The sequence below is a fragment of the Acidimicrobiia bacterium genome (genome assembly GCA_035651955.1).
Lineage (GTDB): Bacteria > Actinomycetota > Acidimicrobiia > IMCC26256 > JAMXLJ01 > JAMXLJ01.
Genome location: DASRES010000052.1, coordinates 1 through 16,379, shown reverse-complemented (window position 1 = coordinate 16,379; position 16,379 = coordinate 1). Strand labels below are relative to the sequence as shown.

The following is a 16,379-nucleotide window of genomic DNA, read 5'->3' as shown; positions in this document are numbered from 1 at the left end:
TCGCCTGGTGCGGCAGTACTCCGGCGGCATGGTCCGCCGACTGGAAGTGGGTCAGGCGATCCTGAATCGGCCGCGGCTGCTCATCCTGGACGAGCCGACGATCGGCCTCGACCCCATCGCCCGCGGCGACCTGTGGGATCGCGTGCTGAGCCTCCGCCAGGAGTCGGGCACGACGGTCCTGCTCACGACCCACTACATGGAGGAGGCCGACCAGCTGTGCGACCGGCTCGCGATCGTGGACCACGGCCACCTGCTCGCGCTCGACACGCCCGCCGCGCTCAAGCGCTCGATCGACGCCGACACGTTGATCACGATCACCGCGGACGGCGACCTCGACGGTCTCGCGCGATTGCTCGAGCAGTCGGTCGGCGGGGTGACGGGCGCGCGCGTCGTCGACGGGTCGGTGCGCCTCAGCGAGCGCGGCTCGCGCTCGGCGCTGCGTGACGTGATCGCGACGGCCGAGCGCGGTGGCTTCACGATCAACGACGTCTCGGTGTCGGAGCCGACGCTCGAGACCGTCTTCATCCAGCTCACCGGAAAGGACCTGCGCGACTGATGACCACGACCGCAGTGACCACCACCACCTCGCCGGGCACCGCGCGCGAGCTCCGTCCCACGCGCGCCGCCGCGTTGACCGCGTTCAAGGCCTTGCTGTTGCGCGACCTCACCGTGCAGCGCAAGAACCTCGGGGAGTTCATCCCGCGCACCGTGCTGCAGCCCTTCCTCCTCGTCTTCGTGTTCACGTTCGTGTTCCCGAAGATCGGACAGGGGATCGGCGGCGCGGGCGCGTCGGCCGCCGCGTTCTCCACGACGCTGGTCGCGGGTGTGGTCGGCATGTCGATCCTGTTCCAGGGCATCCAGCAGGTCGCGCTGCCGATGGTGCAGGAGTTCGGCTACACGAAGGAGATCGAGGACCGCGTCATGGCGCCGATGCCCGTGTGGATGGTTGCCGCGGGCAAGGTCGTGGCCGGCGCGCTCAGCGGCCTGTTCTCCGCGCTGCTGGTGTTCCCGATCGCCGCGGTCGTCCCCGCGACACCGGTCCACCTCCACATCGACTGGCCGGTGCTGCTCACGCTGACGCCGCTCGCGTGCGTGCTGTCGGCGTCGTTCGGGCTGACGTTCGGCACGCGCTTCGACCCCCGCCAGGTCCCGATCCTCTTCGGCGTGATCCTCATCCCGATCACGTTCCTCGGCGCGATCTACTACCCGTGGACGAGCCTGGAGCCGATCAAGATCGGCGGCTTCTCCTGGTTGAAGTGGCTCGTCACGCTCAACCCGCTCGTCTACATCTGCGAGGGCTTCCGCGCCGCGCTCACGAAGAGCCCGCACATGAGCCTGTGGGTGGTCTACGGCGTGATGCTCGCGTTCACCGCCGGCCTGCTCTACCTCGGGATCAAGGGCTTCCGCCGCCGGGTGCTCAGCTGACCGACGACGACGTGCACCCGGCAGTTGGGGCTCCCGAGGAGGATGGGTATCCTCCCCCCGTGCCCGGCGGCGTCAACGTGCATTTCTACGGCGTCCGGGGGTCGACTCCGTGTGACGGGCCCGGGATCGCGCGCTACGGCGGCAACACGTCGTGCGTGGTGCTCGAGGCGGTGGGGCGGGCCCCGGTCGTGTTCGACCTCGGGACCGGGCTGCGCACCTACGGCACCGATCTGCGCGACGCCGGCCTCGACGCGCACTACCAGGCCATCGCGCTCCTCACGCACCTGCACTGGGACCACATCCAGGGCCTGCCGTTCTTCGCACCGCTCGGCAGCGTCGACGCCGGGCTCGACGTCTACGGCCCCGCGCAGCGGGAGGGATCCCTCGGCGACGTGTTCGCGGGCGTCATGCGACCGCCCTACTTCCCGATCCGCCCCCACGACCTCGAGGGCGAGGTCGCGTTCACCGGCATCGGCAACGACGACTTCACGCGCGGCGGGTTGCGCGTGCGGTCGTGCTGGGTGCGCCACACCGACCCCGCGCTCGGCTTCCGTGTCGACGTCGACGGCGCGTCCGTCGCGTACATCTCGGACCACGGGCAGGGTTGCTGTCCGGACATGCCGGTCGACCACGTGCCGTCCGAGGTGCTCGAGCTGTGCGACGGCGTCGACCTCCTGATCCACGACGCGCAGCACACGCCCGAGGAGTTCGCGCTGAAGCCGCACTTCGGGCACTGCACCGCCGACTACGCCGTGCACGTCGCGCGGGAGTCGGGCGCGCGCACGCTCGCGCTCTTCCACCACGACCCGGTCCACGACGACGACCAGGTCGATCGCATGCGCGACGTCGCGTGTGACCTGTCGTCCCGGCTCGGCGGTCCGGAGATCGTCGCTGCGCACGAGGGCATGCGCGTCGCGCTGCGCGTGCCCGTCGGCGCGAGGAGTCGGGTGTGACGGAGGCGACGGAGCCGGCGGATCGGGTGCTCACGCCGGACGCGGACAGTTTCCGCGCGGTGCTGGGTCACTTCGCGACGGGTGTCACGATCGTCACCGCGATGGACGACGGCGAACCGGTCGGCATGGCCGCGAACTCGTTCACGTCGGTGTCGCTCGACCCGCCGCTCGTGCTCTTCTGCGCCGCGAAGACGTCGACGACCTGGCCCCGCATCCGCAAGGCGCGCCAGTTCACGGTGAACATCCTCGACGAGCACCAGGAAGAGCTGTGCCGGCTCTTCTCGCAGAAGGGCATCGACCGGTTCGCGGCCGCGGGCTGGCGCCCGAGCGCGGCCGGGTCGCCCGTCCTGCACGACGTGCACGCGTACGTCGACTGCGACATGTGGGCCGAGTACGAGGGTGGGGACCACGTCATCGTCGTGGGCCGCGTGCTGGAGCTCGGGGTGACGGCCGACGCGGGTCCGCTCGTCTTCTACCGCGGCACCTACGGGCGCCTCGTGCCGTAAGCGACGAGGTGTGAGCGCGGGGTCGCTCGCCGCCGCCGCCCGCCTGACGATCGGCGTCGTCCTCGCGTGCTCGGGGCTCGCGAAGCTCGTCGCGTGGCGCGGGAGCGAGCGGCAGCTCGCGGGCTTCGGCGTCCCCGCCTCGATGGCGCCCGCGGCCGCGGCGGCCGTGCCGGTCGCGGAGCTCGTGGTGTCCGCGCTCGTGCTCGGTGTGTCGTCGCGCTGGCCGGTCTGGCTCGCGATCGCCGCGTTCGCGCTGTTCACCGGTGTCGTCGTCGCGGAGCTGCAGCGGGGCACGACCGAGCCGTGCCGCTGCTTCGGCTCGCTCAGCACGCGTCCGATGTCGGCGCGCGCGCTCGTCCGCAACGCCTGGCTGCTCGCGATCGCGGTCCTCGCCACCGGCACCACTGACGGCCTCGCGCACCTCGGTTGGCTGGTCGCGCCGCTCGTCGTCGTGTCGGCGGTGTTGATCCTGACGACCTGAGCAGAGCAGGCTCCCGCGCCGTGGCCAACGTCATCCCGTCCACCGTCATCGACGGCGTCGTGATCGTCGAGCCGAAGGTCTTCGCGGACGACCGCGGCCTGTTCGTCGAGACGTACCGCCAGGAGTGGCTCCCCGGCACCCCGGCGATGGTCCAGGCGAACCGGGCCGACCGGAAGGCCGGCTGCCTCGTCGGCCTGCACTACCACCTGCACCAGGCCGACTACTGGTACGTCCCCGCGGGACGCGCGCTCGTCGCGCTGCACGACCTGCGCGCGTCGTCGGCGACCGACGGCACGTCGCTCACGCTCGAGCTCGGCGACGGCGACCACCGCGGCGTCTACATCCCGCCCGGCGTCGCGCACGGGTTCTGCGCGATCACCGATCTGACGATCACCTATCTCGTCGACCGCTACTACGACCCCGAGGACGAGCTCGGCGTCGCGTGGGACGATCCGGCACTCGCGATCGACTGGCCGACGCGCACGCCGTTGCTGTCACGTCGGGACGAGCAGAACCCGCGCCGCGACGACATCCCTCCCGGGCTGCGCCCCGGGTAGGCGGTCAGGGTGCGCGCCGGTGGAGCAGGCGCGCGGCGCGCCGGGTGCGCCGGTTGCGCTTCACCGTCGCGGTCGGCTCGACCGCGACGACCGGCGCGTCGGGGCCGTGCACGTCGAGCCAGCACTCCGGGTGGATCATCGCGACGGGGGACTGCGCGTGCACCTCGTGCTCGAGGCGCAGGCGCGCCGAGTGCGCGAGCCGGACCTCGGAGACGACGAGGAACGTGTTCTGCCGGTACGACCAGTCGATCGACTCGACGTTCCACCACCGGGGTCGCATCGCGTCGACGCACACGAACCCGCGCCGGTCGAACCGCTCCATCCAGTACTGCGGCCACTGCGCGTTGACGTGGTGTGGGCCGGGCTGGCCCGGCACCGCCGCGGAGAACAGCACCATGTCGCCGTGACGGACGAGGTTGTCGACGAGCACGTCGCCGTCGCGCGCGGGGAGGCGCGACGCGAGCTCCAGCGCGACGACGAGATCGAAGCGACGGCCCAGGTCGAACGGGGCGCGCACGTCGGTTACGACGACGCGATCGCGTGCCACGTGGGTGAGACCGTCCGCGGGATGCGCGAGCGCGACGCCCGTGCAGTCGTCGACGCCGTAGCGCTCGAACCAGCTCAGCCACGCACCGTTCCCGCAGCCGACGTGCAGCACGGACGTCGGCCGGTGCAGCTCGAACAGGATGGGCAGGGCGGACTCCGCCGAGCGGAGCTCTCGCGCGTCGGCGTCGTCGAACGGATCGCGCGGAGCGGGTCGCGTGGTCGACCGGGAAGTGGGCGCGCCAACAGACAGGGATCGGGCATTCATGCCGACCATGTCAGCGCGCGCGGTTGTGCCAGCGGTGGATCTCGCATCCGACGCACGCGTCCGTCACCGCCGAGTACGCCGCCGCGGCCGCCACGACGAGCGCCAGCACCCACGCGAGCGCGGTGACGCCGAGCACGTACACCCCCGACGCGACCAGCAGGACGACCACCTCGGGGAGCGCGTTCGTCCGCAGCCGCCCGGGTTCGTGGGTCGCCCGCGCCGGACCGAGGCGGCCGGCGAGGGTCAGGCGATAGAGCCGGGCCAGCGGGCCCAGCCGGGGGCCGGCGAGGGCGTCGACGCCGAGGACGAGGGTCCAGATCGGGATCATCGAGTCGGCCCGGAACGCGAACCCGGCGAGCAGCGCGACCGCCGTCGCGGCCTGCTGCGCGCGGCCGATCCGGGCGTCGAAGCGGTCACCCGGGCGGCTCGGCGGTGGCTCGTGGCCGGGCGGGAGACGGCTCACCGCCGGACCCTACCCGTGGGGGCAAAGGTGTCGCATAAGGTCACGAAACGGCGCCGGAGAGTGGCCGGAGACGAAGCGAAGGCGTGGCCGGATGGCCGGGACGCCGGAGCGGAGTCGACCCAGAGCGGTCGAGACGAAGCGAAGGCGTGGCCGGATGGCCGGGACGCCGGAGCGGAGTCGACCCAGAGTGGTCGAGGAACGGTCCGAATGCTCGATGAATTCGACAAAACTGCCGATGAGGTCTCCGTGCCGTCGCTGTACGGACGCGATCGGACGATCGACGTCCGGCTCCTCGGCCGGGGTGAGGTCCTCGGCGGGTCGCTCGGCGACGTCGCGCGGCAGCGGGAGCGCAGCCGGCGCCGGCGGATCGGGCGCATCCTCCTCGCGCTGACGCCGTTCGCCGGGTACGCGTGGTGGCGCATCGCCGTCGGCCGGCCCGTCCATCTCGGCTGGCCCGACATCAGCCTGCCGGCCGGGTTCCACGACTACCTGCCGGGTCTGCTGCTGATCGTCGTGCTCGGCCTCGTGCTCGCCGTTCCGATGGCCGCGGCGGGCCGCTCGCCGCACGTGACGTTCCGACCGAGCGAGATCCCCGTGGGCTTCGACGACGTCGTCGGGCTCGGCGTGGTGAAGGACGAGGTCGTCAAGACGCTCAACCTGTTCCTCGCGTACCGCACGTTCCGCGAGCGGATGGGCGGCAACCCGCGCAAGGCGATCCTGTTCGAGGGCCCGCCCGGCACGGGCAAGACGCACATGGCGAAGGCGATGGCCCGCGAAGCGGGCGTGCCGTTCCTGTTCGTGTCCGCCAGCGCGTTCCAGTCCATGTACTACGGGCAGACGAACCGCAAGATCCGTGCGTTCTTCAAGCAGCTGCGCAAGGCGGCCCGGCGCGAAGGCGGCGCGATCGGGTTCATCGAGGAGATCGACGCGATCGCGGGCGCGCGCAGCGGCATGCGGTCGTCGAGCGCGGTCGCGCTCGGCGAGACACCCGACGGCGAGCCCGCGTGGATGCGCGTCGAGCGCGTCGACGGACGCGAGGGCATCACGGGCGTCGTGAACGAGCTCCTCGTGCAGCTCCAGTCGTTCGACGAGCCGACGTTCGGCCGTCGCGTGCGCGGCATCGCGGTCGACTGGTTCAACCGGTTCCTGCCGTCGAACCACCAGTTCGTCAAGCGACCGGCGGCGTCGCCCAACATCCTCGTGATCGGTGCGACGAACCGCGCCGCCGACCTCGACTCCGCGCTCCTCCGGCCGGGTCGCTTCGACCGGTCGATCCACTTCGACCTCCCGTCGCGCTCGGGGCGGCGCGAGATCATCGACTACTACGTCGGCAGGAAGGCCCACGACCCCGAGCTCGACCGCGACGACCGTCGCGACCAGCTCGCCGCGATGACGTTCGGCTACTCGCCGGTGATGATCGAGCACCTCTTCGACGAGGCGCTCGTGTGGGCGCTGCGCGACCGCCGGGACGCGATGACGTGGGAGGACGTGCAGCAGGCCAAGCTCACCGAGGAGATCGGCCTGAAGCAGCCCGTCGAGTACACGGACGAGGAGAAGCGGACGATCGCGACGCACGAGGCGGGTCACGCGGTCGTCGCCTACCTCATCGGACGCGGGCGCAAGCTCGAGGTCCTGTCGATCATCAAGCGGCGTGACGCGCTCGGCCTGCTCGCGCACTCCGACGCGGAGGAGCGCTTCACCCGGACGCGGACCGAGCTCGTCGCCGCGATCCAGATCAGCTTCGGCGGCATGACGGCCGAGGAGCTGTTCTTCGGCGAGTCGGGCACCGGGCCCGGCGGCGACCTGGCCGCCGCGACCCGCGTCGCCGCGCAGATGGTCGGGTCGTTCGGCATGGCCGGTTCGCTCGTGTCCTTCGACGCGATCGAGCCCGGGCCGATCAGCCAGGGGATCGTCGCGAAGGTCGTCGGCGACGAGGAGGGCCGCTCCGCCGTGGAGCGCATCCTCAACCAGGCGAAGGCCGAGGTGCGCGCGCTGCTCGACGAGCACCGTCACCTCGTCGTCGCGCTGCGCGACGCGCTGCTGGAGCGCGAGGAGCTCGTCGGCGACGAGATCGTCGACGTGCTGCGTGCCGCGGCGCATGACTGACCCGCGCGTGATCGACGTCCGTCGCGCGGACGCGCGCGACGTTGCGCTCGCGCACGCAGCCGAGGGCGAGCTCGTCGTGCTCGCCGCGTCCGGTGACGACGCGTTGACGCGTGCCGGCGCGATCGCGCGCGCGATCACGGTCGACGGTGGACGCGCGGCCGTGTTCGCGGTCACCACCGACGACGACTGCGACCACGACGCGATCGCCGAGATGCTCGCCGAGCTGGACGTGCGCGAATAACCCAGGTGTAGTGATTCGTGGCGCCCTGGTAGGTTCGTCCGGCGGCCCGATCGATCCCTGGCGACCCGACGGGCACGCGGGGGAGAGCAGTGGACAGCGAGCGCGCGGCCCGCCGGGCCGGTTGGCGTCTCATGGCCGCCACGGTGCGGCCCCAGCTCGGATGGCTGTTGGGCGGCGTCGGGGCGGGCGCGATGTGGGCCGCGGCGAAGATCACCGTGCCGTTGCTCGCCGCGGCCGCGATCGACCAGGGCATCAAGACCGGCGACTCGGGCACGACGGCCACCTACGTCGGCATCGCGTGCGCGGTCGGGGTGCTGCAGGCGATCGGCACGTCGCTGCGGCGCTACTGCGCGTTCCGCATCTCGCTGCGCACCGAGGCGGACCTCCGCCATCAACTCTTCGCGCGCCTGCAGCTCCTGCACTTCTCGTTCCACGACCAGGCGCAGACCGGTCAGCTGATGGCGCGCGCCGTCACCGACATCCAGCAGATCGAGCCGGTGGTCATCCTCATCCCGCTCAGCATCGCGAGCGTGCTGCAGCTCCTCGCCGTCGCGGTCATCCTCGTGGCGACGAACTGGATCCTCGCGTTGCTCGCGCTCGGCGCGCTGCCCTTGCTGAACATCGCCGCGCAGCGGTTCACCCGCAAGATCCAGCCGGTCAGCCTCCATCTGCAGGAGGAGCTCGCCGATCTGTCGGGGGTCGTCGAGGAGAGCGTCGCGGGCGTGCGCGTCGTGAAGGGCTTCGGCGCGGAGCGGACGCAGCGCGACAAGCTCGCGGCGGAGGCCGGGTCCGTCCTGGACCGCTCGCTCGAAGCCGCGCGGCTGCGCGCGTGGTTCCTGCCCCTGGTCGACTTCCTGCCCCAGCTCAGCCTGGTCGTGATCCTCTGGTACGGCGGGCACCTCGTGTTGCAGGGCCACATGGCCGTCGGCCAGATCGTCGCGTTCAACTTCTACATCCTCATGCTGATCTGGCCCATGCGGATGTTCGGGATGCTGCTCGCGCAGGCGTCGCGCGCGTCGGCCGCCGCGGGTCGCATCCACGAGATCCTCGTCACCGAGCCGGAGATCCGCGACCGGCCGGGCGCGCACGGGCTGCCGGACGGCCCCGGGGAGCTGCGCTTCGAAGGCGTGTCCTTCGGGTACGGCGGCGGTCGCCACGTGCTCGACGGGCTCGACCTCGTGATCCGCGGTGGCGAGGCCGTCGCGCTCGTCGGCGCGACGGGCTCGGGGAAGTCGACGGTCGCGCGGCTCGTCCCGCGCTTCTACGACGTCGACGGCGGCCGCGTGCTGCTCGACGGCGTCGACGTGCGCGACGTGAAGGTGCGCGACCTGCGGCGCGCGGTCGGCATCGTCTTCGAGGACACGTTCCTCTTCTCCGACACCGTGCGCGAGAACATCGCGTTCGCCGATCCCGAGGCGAGCATGGACGCCGTTCGTCGTGCGGCCGACCTCGCGGGCGCGTCGGGCTTCGTCGAGCACCTGCCCGACGGCTACGACACGGTGGTCGGCGAGCAGGGCTACGGGCTCTCCGGCGGGCAGCGGCAGCGCGTCGCGATCGCGCGCGCGGTGCTCGCCGAGCCGCGTGTGCTCATCCTGGACGACGCGACGTCGTCGGTCGACCCGACGAAGGAGCACGAGATCCGGGCCGCGCTGCGCGAGGTCATGGCCGGGCGGACGACGTTGATCATCGCCCACCGCCCCGCGACGGTCGCCCTCGCCGATCGGGTCGTGCTCCTCGAAGGCGGCCGCGTCGCCGCGGAGGGCACGCACGACGAGCTGCTCGCGACGTCGCCCGCGTACCGGCGCGTGCTCGCAGCCGCGACCGAGCGTCCGTCGCGCGACGAGCTGGAAGCAGCCGGCTGATGGCGGGCCGCGACGAGACGCTCACGCGCGACGAGGCGCGCCACGTCGTCCGGCGGACGGCGCGCCTGCTCCGCCCCTACCGGCGGTCGATCGTCGTCGCGGTGGTGCTGCTCGTCGGCCAGGCCGCATGCCTGCTCGCGGGGCCCGCGCTCGTCGGACGCGGCATCGACGCCGGTCTCAACAAGCACAATGCGGGCGCGCTCGACGCCGCCGCGGCGATGTTCCTGGTCGTCGCGCTGCTGGGGCTCGCGCTCGGCCGTCAGGTGATCTGGTCGGTCACCCGCGTCGCGGAGACGTTCCTCCGCGATCTGCGGGTCGGGGTGTTCCGTCACCTGACGGACCTGGGCATGGACTTCTACGAGCGGGAGAAGACGGGCCAGCTGGTCGCCCGCATGACGTCCGACATCGACTCGCTCCAGGACCTCGTGTCGCAAGGTCTCGTGTCGATCGTCCAGAACGCGCTGCTGTTCGTCGGCGCGGTCATCGCAGTCCTCGCGCTGAGCCCGCTGCTCGCGGCCTGCACGCTCGTGCTCGTCCCGCCGCTCGCGTGGGCGACCGCGTGGTTCCGCCGCGAGTCGAACCGCGCGTATCTCGAGGTGCGCGACCGGATCGGCACGAACATGGCGACGCTGCAGGAGGGGCTCGCGGGCGTGCGGGTCGTACAGGCGTTCGCGCGCGAACGCGCGTGGACGCGGCGCTTCTGGAACACGAACGAGGCGCAGTTCGACGCGCACATGGAGACGGTGCGGATCTCGTCGACGTACTTCCCGGCGGTGGAGTTCACGGGCGTCGTCGGGATCGCGCTCATCATCGGGCTCGGCGGCTGGTTCCACGCGCTGGGGTGGGGGGTCAGCGTCGGCACGATCGCCGCGTTCGTCCTCTACCTCAACAACCTGTTCGACCCGATCCAGCAGCTGAGCCAGCAGTACAACACCGTGCAGCAGGCGGGGGCCGGCCTGTACAAGGTGTTCGGCCTTCTCGACGTGCAGACCACGATCGACGAGCCCGACGACCCGGTCGAGCTGCCCGACTCCGGGGCGCTCGAGGTGTCGCGGGTGTCCTTCGCGTACGGCTCACGCGACGGCGAGGGGATCGGCGACCTCGTCCTGCGCGACGTCACGCTGCGGGTCGCGCCGGGCGAGCGGCTCGCGCTCGTCGGTCCGACGGGCGCCGGGAAGTCCACCCTCGCCAAGCTCCTCGTGCGGTTCTACGACCCGCGTGACGGCGAGGTGCGCTTCGGCGGCGTCGACCTGCGCCACGCGTCGCTGCGGTCGCTGCGCGAGCGGATCGTCGTCGTCCCGCAGGAGGGGTTCCTGTTCGCCGGCACGGTGCGCGACAACATCCGGATCGGCAAGCCCGACGCGACCGACGCCGAGATCGAAGCCGCCGTCGACGCGCTCGACCTGCGCGAGCGGTTCGAGGAGCTCCCCGAAGGTCTCGACACCGAGGTCCGTGAGCGCGGGTCGCGACTGTCCGCGGGCGAGCGCCAGCTCGTGTCACTCGTGCGCGCCGCGCTCGCCGATCCGACCGTGCTCGTGCTCGACGAGGCGACCTCGAACCTCGACCCCGGGACCGAGCGCACCGTCGAGCGCGCGCTCGAGCAGCTCACGGAGGGACGGACGGTCGTGGTCGTCGCGCACCGCCTGTCGACCGCGGCGCGCGCGGACCGGATCGCGGTCGTTGACGACGGCCGGCTCGTGGAGCTCGGCTCCCACGACGAGCTCGTCGCGCGCGGCGGCCGGTACGCGCGTCTCTACGCGTCGTGGATGGCCGGTCACGCGGCCTGAACGCGGGCCGACGCCGTGTCGTCGGGTTCCAGCTCGACGACCGGCTCGAGCCGGTGCGCGAACCGGCGCAGCGTGCGGAGCAACGGGACGCCGAGCACGAGGATCAGCACCGCGTTGACGATCGCGCCGGCGGCGTCCCACCCGAGTGACGTCGCGACGTAGAACGACCAGTAGTGGTGCAGCGTCGTGCCGAGCCCCATGCCCGGCTGCCACGACAGCGGGCCCATGTCGCGCTCGAAGGGCCAGAACCAGAGGTTCATGATCGCCCCGTAGAGGAAGCCCCAGCACCAGCCGTACACCGCGACGACGATCACCTCGGTGCGCGGGCGCGTCGTCGCGGTGACGCGACCGAGCAGCCCCGCGCCGCCCGTCATCCACGCGAGCCCGAGCATCTGGAACGGCAACCACGGGCCGATCCCGCCGGTGATGACGGCCGACACCGCCATCGCGCACAGCCCGAGCAGCAGGCCGAAGCGGGGCCCGAAGGCGACGCCCGCGAGCACCGCGAGGAAGAAGATCCCGTTGCCGCCGCCGGGCAGCTCGAGCAGTCGGAGCAGTCCGCAGATCGCGCTCAACACGCCGAGCAGCGCGATCGTCGCGCCGTTCATGGTGCCGCGACGCACCTCGAGCGCGACCGCGACGACCACGAGCGCACCGACGACCGCGGCGACGAGCGGCGCGTCGCCGCTGTGCGCCTGGTTCGGGACCGCCTCGCTCGGCAGCCAGAACGGGTACAGGAACGCGGCCGAGCCCACGACGAGCATCAGCGCGTACACCACGACCGGCCGCCCGCGCACGCTCACGGAGCGACCTCCACACACGCGGCCGCGACGTCCTCGACGGTGAGAAACGGCGGGAGGACGCGCAGCACCTGCGGTGCGAACAGCGAGCCGGCAAGGACGTCGTGCGCGTCACCGTCCGCGACGATGTCGCCGTCGCCGAGGACGACCGCGCGTGTCGCGACTCGCGCGGCGAGCTCGACGTCGTGGGTCGCGAGCACGACCGCGCCGCCGCGTTCGGCGTGCTGGGCGATCGCGTGCTCGAGCGCGGCGTGGGAGGGCGCGTCCATCCCGCGCGTCGGCTCGTCGAGCAGGAGCAGCTCCGCGCCGCCCACCGCGACCGCGCCGACCGCGACGCGCTGGCGCTCGCCGCCACTCAGGCTGCGCGGGTGGCGCTCCGCGACCGTGGCGAGTCCGAGCGCGTCGAGCCAGTGGTCGACCGCGCCCTCGTCGCGCCGGCCGAGGAGGCGCAACGTCTCGACGAGCTCACGTCGGACGGTCGGGGCGAACAGCAGCGTGTTCGGGTCCTGGGGCACGTACGCGACGGTTCCGTCCCGGCGGACCGCGCCACCGCTCGGCGTGAGCAGCTGCGCGAGCGCGCGCAGCAGCGTCGTCTTTCCCGCACCGTTGCGGCCGAGCAGCGCGACGACCTCGCCGCGCCGGACCGCGACGTCGATGCCGTGGAGCACCTCGCGCCCGCCGAGCTCGACGCGGACGTCCTGCGTCTCGGCGAGGACGTCGCCCGGCGCGGCGCGTGCACGAGGCGCGCGGTCGGTGTGCGGTGCCACGGCTGTCCGTGCGGCGAGCGCGCGCGCGTCGCGCACTGTCAAGGGCAGCGGATCCCAGCCCAGGACGCGCCCCAGTCGTGTTACGGCGGGCGCACCCGGATAGGCGCCGAGCACCCGCGCCGGCGTGTCCGGCTGCGAGGACACGCGGCCGCGCTCGACGACGACCGCGCGGTCGGCCATCGGCGCGGCGCGCTCGAGCCGGTGCTCCGCGAGCAGCACCGTCGTACCGAGGTCCGTGTTGAGGCGCGAGATGGCCGCGAACACGTCGTCGGCACCTTGCGGGTCGAGCTGCGACGTCGGCTCGTCGAGGACCAGCACCGCCGGTGCGGTCGCGAGCGCGCCCGCGAGCGCGCAGCGTTGACGCTCGCCGCCGGACAGCGTCGCGGGCGACCGGTCGCGCAGGTGCGCGACGCCGAGCGCGTCGAGCACCTCCTCGACGCGGCGTCGCATGGCGGCGTCGTCGAACGCCAGGTTCTCGAGCGCGAACGCGACGTCCGCCTCGACGTGGTCGATCACGAACTGCGCCTCGGGATCCTGGTGCACGAACCCGACGACGTCCGCGAGGTCGCGCGGCTTCGACGTGCGCGTCGACCGTCCCGCCACGACGACGTCGCCGCGGAACCGACCGCCGCTCGCGTGCGGGACCAGGCCGTTGGTCGCGCGCAGCAGCGTGCTCTTGCCCGATCCCGAGGCGCCCACGACGAGCAGCACCTCGCCGGCCGCGACGGCGAGGTCGACGCCGTCGAGGGCGGGCGCGACGGCGTCCGGGTAGGCGAACGACAACGCCCGAAAAGCGACGCCGCTCACGTCTTCGCTCCTGGCGCCTGCGGCGCCGGGCCGCTGGGCCACGCTTCCGCTCGCCTCTCGGCTCGCTCGCTCAACGCGTCGGCCCTGCTCAGCGTCGCACTCGCGGCGAATCGCCCGGCGATTCGCCGGGAGGGGGCGACGACCACCGGCGCCGCGAGCGGGAGGAGCGCGAGCCCTGGCAGAACGTGGAAGACGGGCCAGCGCAACGGGCTCGTCGACCACACGAGGCTGGAGTCGCCGGCGAGCGACAGCAGCCCCAGCGCGACCGGCGCGCACATCGAGCACGCGACGACGGTCCAGTCGCGCGCGGTCATGCGGCGAGGCCGGTAGCGAGACCGCGACGACGCCGACGACGCGAGCAGCACGGCCGCGACCATCGCGCCGCACCCCAGCGCGCCGAGCAGCCCGGCCGCACCGGACGCACGCCCGACGAGCGCGACGAACGCGCCCGCGAGCGCGACCAGCGCGCCCAGCCCGCACCACGCCGCAGCCCGGTCGCTGCGCGCCGCGCGTTCGCGCGCGAAGCCCCGCGACTCCATCGACTCCGACAGCGCGACCGCGCGCTCCAAACCGCTCTCCAGCACCGGCAGCACCGTCCGCAGCACACGACCTCGCCGCGCCACCCGGCGCCCGCCGGTGCGCGCCCGGTCCGCCTCGCGGACATCGCGCACGGCGAGGACGGTCGACGGCACGAAGGCGAGCGCGACCGTCACGACGAGTCCGAGCTCGTGGAACGCGCGCGGTGCCGACTGCACGAGCTCGTAGTGCGACGCGACCGCGTTGAACGCACCGAAGACCGCCATGATCCCGACGATGGCGAAGCCCTCGGACGCGGACTGCAGGATGACCGGGAGCTCGACCGTCCCGCCGACCGTGAAACCGCCCAACATCTTCGGGAGGGTGACGGCCGGCGTCGTGAACAGCACGTGGCCGAGCCCGTGCGTCGTCGCGACCGCGAGCACCACGCGGATGAGCGCGAAGACCACGCCGACGGCGACGAGCGCGGGGAACGCGCGCGCGTACGGGCTGTGCCCGCCGTCGAGCTCGACCACCAGTGCGGCGAGCGCGATGACGAGCACGACGTACGCCGGGTTGGGCGCGATCTGCACGCAGCACGCCGCCGCGCACCCCCACAGGAGCCACGTGACCGCGTGCCAACCACCGCGCGGCTTTGACGACGTCGCCGGCATCTCTCTAAGGTGCGCACCCGACTGCGGTCGCGCGCAACCCGGATGTTGCGTGCGGTCCCGCCGGAGCGATCCGGCGGGGCGGGGGAAGTCGGTGAGAGACCGACGCTGACCCGCAACTGTGAGCGGTCACGGTGGCGACAGGGACCACCGGGGTCGCGAGCCAGGATGCCCGCCGCGGTTCACCGGGCGACCGGTGCTGCCGTATCCACGAACCGCCCCGGAGGCGGTCGACCGAAGGCCCTCGAGGAACGGGGCCAGGCGGAGGTCCCATGTCGCGCACCCGACTGCTCGCCGCTGTTCTCGTCGCGCTCACGTTCGTCGCGCTCGCCTCGACCACCGCGCCCGCCGGCGCGGCCAGCTCGGCCGACACGACGGCCGCGAACAAGGCCGTGGCCTGGTTGAAGACCCAGCAGCAGGCCGACGGCGGCTTCGAGGTCGCAGGCTCGCCGGGGTTCGAGACCCGCGACGCCGTCCTCGCCATCGCGGAGGCGGCGCAGACCAGCTCCACGTGGAGCACGAGCGAGGCGCTCGCCGCGGTGCAGGCCGTCACGAAGAACGGCAAGAACCCCCTCGACGAGCTCGACACGTACGCCGACAGCGGGATCGGCGCGGGCGCGGCCGGGAAGCTGATCGTGCTCGTCGTCGCGCCGCTCGGGCTCGACCCCACGCACTTCGACCCGGCGGGCAACGGCGGGTCGGGGAGCGACCTCGTCGCGCGGCTCGGGTCGCCGAACGCGAGCGGGTCGTTCGGCGTGTTCAGCGACACGCTCTACGGCGCGCTCGCGTGGAAGCTCGTCCACGGATCCGTCCCCGCCTCGACGATCGGCGCCATCCGCGCCGCGCAGGAGCAGAGCGGCGGCTGGGACTTCAGCGGCGACCCGACGAAGACGACGATCGACATCGACACGACCGCGCTGGCGGTGCAGGCGCTCGTGGCGGCGGGCGTGCCGACGAGCGATCCCGCGCTGCAGCACGCGCTGACGTTCCTCGCGACGAACCAGAACGCGAACGGGAGCTGGAGCTCGTTCGGCTCGCCCGACCCGAACTCGACGTCGACCGCGACGATGGCGGTCACGGCGGCGGGCTACGACACGTCGACGTCATGCTGGCGTGACACGTTCGACCGGTCCAAGGTCGGTACCGCGTACGTCGCACCCGACGTCTTCCTCCGCTCGTTGCAGCAGGCCGACGGCCGCATCGCGAGTCCCAACGACAGCTTCGGCATCAACACGTTCGCGACGAGCCAGACGGTGGAGGCGCTGCTGCTGTCGTGGCTGCCGGTCGACCGTGCCGACGAGCAGGTGTGCGTCGAGCCCGCGGCCCAGACGACGCCGACGACGATCACGCCCGCGACCGCCGCGCCAGCCAACGGCAGTGGCGCGAGCGTCGAGGGTGCGTCCGTCGAGAACGGCGACACCGCGGCGGGCGCGCTGCCGAACACGGGCGCGCACGGCACCGTGCCGCTCGCCGCGATCGGTGGCGCGTGCATCGGTGTCGGCATCGCGACGCTCGCGGTGTCACGGCGGCGCCGGTTCGCGTCGGAATGAGGATGCGTCCTCGGGTCGCGGCGCTGCGCGTCGCGGCGGGCCTCGTGCTCGCGCTCGGCGCGCTCGCGACGTCCGC

At 72.7% G+C, this 16,379-nt stretch carries 16 protein-coding genes and 1 riboswitch; of the genes, 11 read left to right on the top strand and 5 right to left on the bottom strand.

What is annotated here, in order from left to right; all coding sequences use genetic code 11:
- From VFC33_11855 to rfbC, 6 genes are all read left to right on the top strand, one after another.
- Positions 1-556, top strand: a 556-nt coding sequence (locus VFC33_11855; GenBank protein ID HZR13931.1) for an ATP-binding cassette domain-containing protein, incomplete at its 5' end; no start/stop codon positions are given.
- Positions 556-1,425: an ABC transporter permease gene (locus VFC33_11850; GenBank protein ID HZR13930.1), complete on the top strand. Its 870-nt coding sequence runs from the start codon at positions 556-558 to the stop codon at positions 1,423-1,425. The genes VFC33_11855 and VFC33_11850, both read left to right, overlap by 1 nt.
- 59 nt (positions 1,426-1,484) lie before the next feature.
- On the top strand, positions 1,485-2,378 hold the full coding sequence (locus VFC33_11845) for an MBL fold metallo-hydrolase (protein ID HZR13929.1): 894 nt from the start codon (positions 1,485-1,487) through the stop codon (positions 2,376-2,378).
- The gene (locus VFC33_11840; GenBank protein HZR13928.1) at positions 2,375-2,884 is read left to right on the top strand and encodes a flavin reductase family protein; all 510 of its coding nucleotides are present in this window, start codon (positions 2,375-2,377) and stop codon (positions 2,882-2,884) included. The genes VFC33_11845 and VFC33_11840 overlap by 4 nt, the downstream gene beginning before the upstream one ends.
- A 10-nt stretch (positions 2,885-2,894) precedes the next feature.
- Positions 2,895-3,365, top strand: a complete 471-nt coding sequence (locus VFC33_11835) for a MauE/DoxX family redox-associated membrane protein (GenBank protein HZR13927.1) — start codon at positions 2,895-2,897, stop codon at positions 3,363-3,365.
- Between the two features lie 20 nt (positions 3,366-3,385).
- Entirely contained in the window at positions 3,386-3,922 is a 537-nt protein-coding gene (gene rfbC / locus VFC33_11830) for a dTDP-4-dehydrorhamnose 3,5-epimerase (GenBank protein HZR13926.1), read from the top strand.
- A gap of 4 nt (positions 3,923-3,926) precedes the next feature.
- Here rfbC and VFC33_11825 read toward each other — a convergent pair whose 3' ends face one another.
- Positions 3,927-4,733: a class I SAM-dependent methyltransferase gene (locus VFC33_11825; GenBank protein ID HZR13925.1), complete on the bottom strand. Its 807-nt coding sequence runs from the start codon at positions 4,731-4,733 to the stop codon at positions 3,927-3,929.
- Between the two features lie 10 nt (positions 4,734-4,743).
- Positions 4,744-5,196: a DUF4395 family protein gene (locus tag VFC33_11820; protein HZR13924.1), complete on the bottom strand. Its 453-nt coding sequence runs from the start codon at positions 5,194-5,196 to the stop codon at positions 4,744-4,746.
- A 207-nt stretch (positions 5,197-5,403) separates the two neighbouring features.
- Here VFC33_11820 and VFC33_11815 point away from each other — a divergent pair, with 207 nt between their 5' ends.
- The 4 genes from VFC33_11815 (at position 5,404) to VFC33_11800 (ending at position 11,192) form a co-directional block, all read left to right on the top strand.
- Complete coding sequence (locus VFC33_11815; GenBank protein ID HZR13923.1) at positions 5,404-7,302, top strand: AAA family ATPase; 1,899 nt, start codon at positions 5,404-5,406, stop codon at positions 7,300-7,302.
- A complete protein-coding gene (locus tag VFC33_11810; protein ID HZR13922.1) occupies positions 7,295-7,543 on the top strand; it encodes a hypothetical protein in 249 nt (82 codons plus the stop codon). The genes VFC33_11815 and VFC33_11810 overlap by 8 nt, the downstream gene beginning before the upstream one ends.
- 89 nt (positions 7,544-7,632) lie before the next feature.
- Complete coding sequence (locus VFC33_11805) at positions 7,633-9,405, top strand: ABC transporter ATP-binding protein (GenBank protein HZR13921.1); 1,773 nt, start codon at positions 7,633-7,635, stop codon at positions 9,403-9,405.
- A complete protein-coding gene (locus tag VFC33_11800) occupies positions 9,405-11,192 on the top strand; it encodes an ABC transporter ATP-binding protein (GenBank protein HZR13920.1) in 1,788 nt (595 codons plus the stop codon). Before VFC33_11805 ends, VFC33_11800 begins: the two co-directional genes overlap by 1 nt.
- Here VFC33_11800 and VFC33_11795 read toward each other — a convergent pair.
- The 3 genes from VFC33_11795 to VFC33_11785 are packed head-to-tail and all read right to left on the bottom strand — an operon-like array spanning position 11,180 to position 14,756.
- A complete protein-coding gene (locus VFC33_11795) occupies positions 11,180-11,995 on the bottom strand; it encodes an ECF transporter S component (protein HZR13919.1) in 816 nt (271 codons plus the stop codon). The two genes, VFC33_11800 and VFC33_11795, sit on opposite strands and share 13 nt — an antisense overlap.
- The gene (locus VFC33_11790) at positions 11,992-13,566 is read right to left on the bottom strand and encodes an ATP-binding cassette domain-containing protein (protein HZR13918.1); all 1,575 of its coding nucleotides are present in this window, start codon (positions 13,564-13,566) and stop codon (positions 11,992-11,994) included. The genes VFC33_11795 and VFC33_11790 overlap by 4 nt, the downstream gene beginning before the upstream one ends.
- Complete coding sequence (locus tag VFC33_11785) at positions 13,563-14,756, bottom strand: hypothetical protein (GenBank protein ID HZR13917.1); 1,194 nt, start codon at positions 14,754-14,756, stop codon at positions 13,563-13,565. The genes VFC33_11790 and VFC33_11785 overlap by 4 nt, the downstream gene beginning before the upstream one ends.
- Positions 14,757-14,791: 35 nt before the next feature.
- Positions 14,792-14,948: riboswitch (cobalamin riboswitch) on the top strand.
- A 77-nt stretch (positions 14,949-15,025) separates the two neighbouring features.
- Between VFC33_11785 and VFC33_11780 the strand changes: the two genes are divergently transcribed.
- Entirely contained in the window at positions 15,026-16,303 is a 1,278-nt protein-coding gene (locus VFC33_11780; GenBank protein HZR13916.1) for a prenyltransferase/squalene oxidase repeat-containing protein, read from the top strand.
- Positions 16,304-16,379 lie beyond the last annotated feature (76 nt).